The following is a 7972-nucleotide window of genomic DNA, read 5'->3' on the forward strand; positions in this document are numbered from 1 at the left end:
AACCGCTACATGAACAAGGCCGCTTCTGATGCGCTGCGTCATGTGGATCTGGTGGTGTTCATGGTCGACCGTACTGCCTGGACTGAAGAGGATCAGTTGGTACTGGAGAAGGTCCAGAACGCCCGTTGTCCGGTTGTACTGGTGGTCAATAAGATCGACAGTCTGAAAGACAAGCAGGAGCTGTTACCGCATTTGCAGGCACTCTCGGCTAAGATGGACTTCGCAGAGATTATGCCGATGTCTGCGACCGACGGGCACAACGTAGAGCAGCTGGAGAAGGTAATCGCGTCGCACATGCCGAACAGCGTACACCATTTCCCTGAAGATCAGGTGACCGATAAGAGCTCTCGCTTTATGGCGGCCGAGCTGGTGCGTGAAAAGCTGATGCGTAATCTGGGGGATGAAGTCCCTTACGGCACCACCGTCGAAATTGAAGAATTCAAATACGATGAGCAGAAAAAGCTGACCACTATCAGTGCTCTCATTTTGGTTGATCGCGATGGCCAGAAACGTATTGTGATCGGTGAAAAAGGCAGTCGCCTGAAAACCATCGGTCGTGATGCGCGGCTGGATATGGAACGTGCTTTCGAAAGCAAAATTATGCTCAATCTCTGGGTAAAAGTGCGTCGCGGCTGGGCCGACGATGACCGTGCCCTGCGCAGTCTCGGTTATAACGACGGAGATTGATGGACTACCTTGTTGATGGTCAGGCCGCTTATGTACTGCATAGCCGGCCTTACCGGGATACCAGCCTGCTGGTCGACTTCTTTACACTCGAACATGGCAAAGTCAGTGTCGTGGTCCGAGGCGCCAAACGCCCTAATTCCAAACTACGTCCCGTGATACAGCCCTTTCTGCCGTTGCAGGTAGGGTGGCGTGGTCGTCAGGATTTGAAGAATCTCACGCTGGCTGAACCGGTAGATGCTAATCCCTTTCTGACCGGCACGCCCCTGATGTGTGGTCTTTATCTCAATGAGTTGATGACACGTTTGTTGCAGCCGTTAGATCCGCATCCACACCTCTATGTCTATTATCAATATGTGATTAACGAATTGCGCAGTGGGCAGGATATCGAAGGAGCGTTACGCACGTTTGAGCATCGCCTGCTGATCGAGCTGGGACACACACCTGATCTGACCGGACTTGATCCTGATGGAATCTATCTGTGCGAACCTGAACAGGGCCTACAACGTATTGCACAACCGACAGATCGGAATAGAATGCGATGTTTCTATGGCCGTCATCTGCAGTTGATAGAGCAGGACAGTTATGATCAGCCGGTAGTGCGGCAGGCGGCAAAGCGTTTGATGCGCTTGCTGATCGATCAGTTGTTGGGGGATAAGCCCTTACGCAGCCGTGAACTGTTCCAGAAGCGTTAACGCTGCCAACAGTCGGTGCGATAAAAAACACCGGTGAACATACATTGAAGGAGTACGCTGTGATTGAACCAAGCCGTCTGTTGCTGGGTGTAAATATTGACCATGTAGCAACGCTGCGTCAGGCCCGAGGCACTCGTTACCCGGATCCGGTGCAGGCTGCTGCACTGGCAGAAGAAGCCGGTGCTGATGGTATTACCGTGCATCTGCGTGAAGATCGCCGCCATATTCAGGATCGTGACATCTATGTGCTGGCGGAGACACTGCAGACCCGTATGAACTTTGAGATGGCGGTCACGGACGAGATGATCAGCATTGCTGAAAAAGTGAAACCGGGGCATGCGTGTCTGGTACCGGAAAAGCGTGAAGAACTCACCACTGAAGGGGGCTTGGACGTTGCGGGTCAGGAAGCGCGTATTAAAGAAGCCTGTGACCGATTGTCCGCGGCGGGCGTCGAGGTTTCTCTGTTTATCGACCCTGAACCGGCACAGATCGATGCCACAATCCGTTGTGGTGCGCCTGTTATCGAGCTGCACACGGGTGGTTATGCCGATGCTGAAAATGCGGCAGAACAAGCAGCAGAGCTGAAGCGTATCCGAGAAGCCTCACAGTATGCGTTCAAGAAAGGCCTGATCGTGAACGCAGGGCATGGTTTGCACTATCACAACGTAGAGCAGATCGCAGAGATCCCTGAGCTGAACGAATTGAACATCGGTCATGGCATTATTGCCCGTGCGGTGTTTGTAGGGCTGAAAGAAGCGATTGCTGAAATGCGTCGTCTGATGATGGAAACCCAAGCGCGTGTTCAGCCACAGCGGGACGCTATCCGAAAATGATTTTCGGTATTGGCACGGATATTTTACAGATCAGCCGGATCAGATCTTCTCTGGAACGTACGCCGCGATTGCCTGAGCGAATTTTGACCCCGTCTGAACTGGAAAAATTCCGTGCCAGTAAACATCCCGATATCTTTCTGGCCAAACGTTTTGCCGCCAAAGAAGCGGCGGTTAAAGCGTTGGGTACAGGGATCGGTCGCGGTATTAGCTGGCAGCATTTTGAAATTTCCCACGATGAGTTGGGTAGGCCTGTTATGAATCTGTCGGGTAATGCCAAAGACCGGGCCGATCAGCATGGCTTAGGTACGTTTCATCTGTCGTACAGCGATGAGCAGGAGTATGTGGTTGCCTTTGTAGTCGCAGAACGCGCCTGATTGCATAATGCGGGCGGGTGTTCTTGAGTGGTCTCGCCTATTCATTGTTTCCCCTCTTGCCTGATCAGCCCCCTATCTATGTGCTGATTCGTCCCATTCCTCTTTTTCCCTCAACTAAACTGCAAGTAGGTAAGAGCAAGTGGTTACTTGCTCGAACGCAGCCATTGTCAGAGGGGTGAGTGATGAACACAATAATGTTGCCGGTAGATTTCTCCTCCAGTACCCACTTGCTGTATGAGAAAACGCTGGAGCTGGCCAAAGCCTTTCATAGTCAGGTGTATCTGGTCCATGTTGTTTTGCCAAATGAGAACTGCGATAACACCTCCAGTGGAGAGGTGGGAAGTGAGTTTGCGGACGAGTCTATGTCCATCAATCAGTTAGCCAATCAGTTTCGCGATCAGGACATTGAGACTCATGCATTGCTGCTTGAGGGTGTCGCCTCACGGCTTATTCTGGACGAAGCTCGTCGTCTGGATGCAGACATTATCGTGATGGGGAGTCATGGACATGGTGCCATTTTGGGCGTGCTGATGGGGGATGTTAGTCAGAGTGTACTAAAGGAGGCAACGTGCCCTGTATTGATCGTCCCTACGCGCTGATCATCTATAGGTGCTGAGTTGCCCTATTCGCAGTGAACGTAGATGGTCTGATAGGGCAACTGGCCTCTTCCCTTGCATGCATTTGGCCTTCTTGAGCTTTGTCTTCGTCGAAGGTATTATTCCGACTGATATTGTAAGGTATATAAATTCGTTTTCTTATTTCTTTTGGTTACTAATTTGTAACCCCCGGGTGATTTTATGAGCGTTCATTTTCCGACCATTGAAGACTACGTCGGTCAGACTCCATTGGTACGTTTACAGCGTATCGGGCAAGGACGGGGTAACACCATTCTTTGTAAGCTGGAGGGTAATAACCCGGCAGGTTCGGTAAAAGATCGTCCCGCACTGAGTATGATTCAGTTGGCGGAAGAGCGTGGCATGATCAAACCGGGTGATATTCTGATCGAAGCAACGTCGGGTAATACAGGTATTGCTCTGGCGATGGCGGCGGCCATTAAGGGTTACAAGATGATCCTTATCATGCCTGATAACAGCAGTGCTGAACGTAAAGCGTCGATGACGGCATACGGTGCTGAACTGATTACGGTGACTAAGGAAGAGGGCATGGAAGGTGCGCGAGATCTGGCGCACAAGATGCAGAGCGAAGGCAAAGGGATTGTATTGGATCAGTTCGCTAATCTGGATAACCCTGAAGCCCATTACCGTGGTACAGGACCTGAAATCTGGCAGCAGACCGAAGGTTCGATCACCCATTTCGTGAGTTCTATGGGAACGACCGGCACTATTATGGGGACCTCGCGTTACCTGAAAGAACAAAATAGTGCGGTAGAGATAGTGGGCCTACAGCCCTGTGAAGGTGCACAAATTCCTGGCATTCGTCGCTGGCCGGAAGAGTACCTGCCGAAGATTTTTGATGCGTCCCGGGTTGATCAGGTGATCGATATTGATCAGCAATCAGCGGAAGATACCATGCGCGCTTTGGCTCAGCAGGAAGGTATCTTCTGTGGTGTATCCTCAGGTGGTGCGGTCGCGGGCGCCCTGCGTCTGGCTGAACAGGTCGAAAATGCGGTGATTGTCTGCATCATTTGTGATCGCGGTGATCGCTACCTTTCTACCGGTGTCTTCAACGGCGAGTAAGTCGTAAAAGACCGTTAAAAAGGGAGCCTTGAGCTCCTTTTTTTGTGCATCAAAATCAAGGATAAGCGCAATGAGCATGGAACTTGCTCGCGATTGTCTGTCTTAAAGTCTAGAATGTGCGCCCGACCCCTTAAAGGGGTGTGGGTGCTTGCCGTTATAAGGTGTCAACGGAGCGTACTAGGTACCCGCTCTGATAAATAAGAATAAAAAAACCGTTGCTTCGCGACAGAGTCGTACAAGAAAGGAGTGGCAATTTGCCATGGTAAAGGTTCGAGAAGATCACCCCATTCGTCAGGATGGAACCGTGGATCTGGACCTGTGGCTCGAGCGATTAGCCGAGCAGGTCGAGATCGACGATATAGAAGAGATACGCCGTGCTTGTGAGTTAGCAAAGCAGGCGTTTGAACGTGCGGGAACAGAAGAGGATGTCTGGTCCGAGAACTCCGCTGGCAGTTACCTGACCGGTCTGGAGATGGCTCAAATTCTGGCGGAACTGCAACAGGATCAGCCGACCATTGTCGCAGCAATTCTGTATCGCTCCGTGCGTGAACGCAAACTCCCGCTGGAGAGTGTGCGTAAACAATTTGGCAAGGAGATCGCCACACTGGTGGACGGCGTTCGCCAGATGGCTGCTATCGGCAGTCGTAAGAGTCCACGAGCTGAAGATAACGTTCTGGGTGGCGCCACCCACATGGACAACCTGCGCAAGATGCTGGTGGCCATGATTGACGATGTCCGTGTTGCTCTGATCAAAATCGCCGAGCGCACCTGCGCTATTCGTGCTGTTAAAGACGGTTCCCGTAAAAAGCGTTATCTGGTTGCGCGGGAAGTCTTCGATATCTACGCACCGTTGGCCCATCGTTTGGGTATCGGTCATATCAAATGGGAACTGGAAGATCTTTCTTTCCGTTACCTCAAGCCAAACGACTACAAAAACATTGCCAAACTGTTGGATGAGAAACGTCTCGACCGACAGGAGTTTATCGACGAAGTTGTCAATCTGCTCGACCGCCGTTTGAGCGAAAATCGTATTGATGGCGACGTCAATGGCCGTGCTAAGCATATCTACAGTATCTGGCGCAAAATGCAGCGCAAGAACATCGACTTTAGCCAGGTTTATGATGTGCGTGCCGTCCGTATTCTGGTGCCAGAGATCAAAGACTGCTATGCCGTGCTGGGTATTGTGCATGGCCAGTGGAAGAACATCCCGCACGAGTTTGACGACTACATTGCGTCGCCAAAACCTAATGGTTATCGCTCGTTGCATACCGCTGTGTTTGGACCTGAAGGTAAAGTGCTTGAGATCCAGATCCGTACTCATGAGATGCATGAGGAAGCGGAGTTGGGCGTTTGCGCGCACCACCTTTATAAAGGGACTGACACAAAAACCAGCAGTGATGCCTATGAAGACAAAATCGCCTGGTTGCGTCAGGTACTCGAATGGCATGAAGATCTGGGCGAAAGCGAAGCCTTTGGCGATATGCTGCGCGCGGATATTGTGCAGGACCGTATCTACATCTTCACACCGGATGGCCATGTAATCGATATGCAGCAGGGTGCAACGCCTGTCGATTTCGCCTATCGCGTCCATACCGAAATTGGCCACCGTTGCCGTGGTGCGAAGATCAACGGACGTATTGTGCCGCTTAACCGTCGTCTGCGTACCGGCGATCAGGTTGAGATTATGACCATCAACGAAGAGCGTCCGCGTCGTGATTGGCTGAACCCTAACCTGGGTTACGTGACCTCATCTCGTGCGCGCGCGAAAGTCGCACATTGGTTTAAACAGCAGGATAAAGAGAAAAACGCGGCAGCGGGCCAGAAGATTATCAATCGCGAGATGAAACGTCTGGCGTTGGATCAGGAAGATATCAGCTTTGATGTCATGGCCACTGACCTGAACTTCAAAGCGCCTGAAGATCTGTTTGCAGCACTGGGTGCCGGCGATGTACGTTTGTCCCAGATCATCAATGGCGCTCAGCGTCAGGTTGATCATGCGCATCCGGATGAGCAGCTGGATCTGGCGTTGCCATCCGAAGAGCGCAGTCCCGCCGGGCTTGGCGATATTCGCATTCTGGGTGTCGGCAATTTGCTTACCACCATGGCAAGCTGCTGTAAGCCTGTACCGGGGGATCCTATTGCGGGCTACATTACCGTGGGACGCGGCGTCTCTGTACACCGGGATGACTGTCCAAACCTGATGCAGTTGCGTGAAACGGATGGTCCACGTGTGATTGAAGTGGACTGGGGACGTGAGGGTGAAGCGACCTATCCGGTGGATGTTTACATCGAAGCCTATGACCGTTCTGGTTTGTTGCGTGATGTGATGATTCTGCTGGCGGAGGACAATATTAACGTCACCGCCGCGAATACAGTCACCGATAAACACAACAATACCGCATGTCTGACGATTACTGTTGAGATAGCGGGGCTGGAGTTGTTGGGCCGTATTATGGATAAGATCAATCAGGTACCAAACGTGATCGACGTACATCGTCAACGCAGTGGATTTAACCTCTGATGACGGATTACAGCGTTGATGATCTGATCTATCTGATGCAGCGTTTGCGCGATCCTGAATCAGGCTGCCCCTGGGACCTGAAACAGGATTTCGCCAGCATCGTACCGCATACGCTGGAAGAGGCGTATGAGGTTGCGGATACCATCGAACGTCAGGACTGGGCGCATCTGAAAGATGAGCTGGGAGACCTGCTGTTTCAGGTGATCTTCTACGCGCAATTAGGCGATGAGATTGAAGATCAGGCCCAGCAATTCGACTTCAACGCGATTGTTAGCAACCTGATCGAGAAACTCGTGCGACGTCATCCGCATGTTTTCCCGGCAGGGACGCTGCGTTCAGAACGTAGCGGTGACAGCATTGATGAGGCGCAGATCAAGGCGAACTGGGAAGCAATCAAGCAGCAGGAGCGTGACGGGAAAGCGCGCTCCGGTGTGCTGGATGATGTGCCGCGTGCGTTACCGGCGTTGAGTCGGGCGCACAAGTTGCAAAAGCGTGCCGGTCAGGTGGGATTTGACTGGGATGATCCTGAGCTGGTGCTGGATAAGATTGCTGAGGAGGTCGACGAGCTGCGCGCAGCCATTCGTGATGGCCGTCAGGCGGAAATTCAGGATGAGATGGGCGATATCTTGTTTGCTCAGGTCAATCTGGCCCGTCACCTGAATGTGAATCCTGAAGTTGCACTGCGTGGCACTAACCAGAAGTTTGAACGTCGCTTTGGACACGTGGAAAAATGTGTTCAGGAATCGGGACGTGACTGGGATATGTTCAGCCTTGATGAGCTGGATGCATTCTGGGATGAAGCTAAAACCAAAGGTCTTTGAGGAGCGTATCTGTGGGTGGAATGCATTGGTTTATCCTGATTGTTGTTTTACTCGCAGGTCTCGCTTTCTACAATTGGCAGAACAGCCAGAATCAGCTGTCACTGCTGAAAAAGCAGGGTTTTACCCTGTCTGAGGACTTGAAAGGTCAACCTAATCTGCTGGTGGATATTCAGGCCCGGGAACTGGCTGTCGTGACGCCCAAGGGTTTCCAGCGCTATCACTTTGATCGGGTTCAACGTGTCGAACTGCGTTTTGATACCGGGGTGCAGCAGCCGGAAAACTATCACCTCTACATTCTTCTGGATGGCGCTTCGCCACTGGAAATTCACTACGAAAACGAATGGCTG

9 protein-coding genes are annotated in these 7972 nt (G+C 51.8%); all 9 read left to right on the forward strand.

Annotated features, from left to right (window positions below):
- A partial coding sequence (gene era / locus ABYW01_RS08790; RefSeq protein WP_372832126.1) for a GTPase Era occupies window positions 1-687 on the forward strand: 687 nt, incomplete at its 5' end.
- Entirely contained in the window at window positions 687-1379 is a 693-nt protein-coding gene (recO, locus tag ABYW01_RS08795; protein WP_372832128.1) for a DNA repair protein RecO, read from the forward strand. The genes era and recO, both read left to right, overlap by 1 nt.
- Window positions 1380-1438: 59 nt before the next feature.
- Window positions 1439-2212 carry a pyridoxine 5'-phosphate synthase gene (gene pdxJ / locus ABYW01_RS08800; RefSeq protein ID WP_372832130.1) on the forward strand — a complete coding sequence of 258 codons (774 nt, stop codon included), beginning with the start codon at window positions 1439-1441 and terminating at the stop codon, window positions 2210-2212.
- The gene (acpS, locus tag ABYW01_RS08805; protein ID WP_372832132.1) at window positions 2209-2586 is read left to right on the forward strand and encodes a holo-ACP synthase; all 378 of its coding nucleotides are present in this window, start codon (window positions 2209-2211) and stop codon (window positions 2584-2586) included. Before pdxJ ends, acpS begins: the two co-directional genes overlap by 4 nt.
- Window positions 2587-2768: 182 nt before the next feature.
- Window positions 2769-3185 (forward strand): universal stress protein, encoded by a 417-nt coding sequence (locus tag ABYW01_RS08810; protein ID WP_372832134.1) that lies wholly within the window; start codon window positions 2769-2771, stop codon window positions 3183-3185.
- Between the two features lie 198 nt (window positions 3186-3383).
- Window positions 3384-4283: a cysteine synthase CysM gene (gene cysM, locus ABYW01_RS08815; RefSeq protein WP_372832135.1), complete on the forward strand. Its 900-nt coding sequence runs from the start codon at window positions 3384-3386 to the stop codon at window positions 4281-4283.
- A 259-nt stretch (window positions 4284-4542) separates the two neighbouring features.
- Window positions 4543-6804 carry a GTP diphosphokinase gene (relA, locus tag ABYW01_RS08820; RefSeq protein ID WP_372832137.1) on the forward strand — a complete coding sequence of 754 codons (2262 nt, stop codon included), beginning with the start codon at window positions 4543-4545 and terminating at the stop codon, window positions 6802-6804.
- A complete protein-coding gene (mazG, locus tag ABYW01_RS08825; protein ID WP_372832138.1) occupies window positions 6804-7625 on the forward strand; it encodes a nucleoside triphosphate pyrophosphohydrolase in 822 nt (273 codons plus the stop codon). Before relA ends, mazG begins: the two co-directional genes overlap by 1 nt.
- A gap of 11 nt (window positions 7626-7636) precedes the next feature.
- Window positions 7637-7972: hypothetical protein (locus tag ABYW01_RS08830; protein WP_372832139.1), on the forward strand; the 336-nt coding region annotated here is incomplete at its 3' end.

It is taken from the genome of Pontibacterium sp. (genome assembly GCF_041587635.1).
Classification (GTDB): Bacteria; Pseudomonadota; Gammaproteobacteria; order Pseudomonadales; family Balneatricaceae; genus Pontibacterium.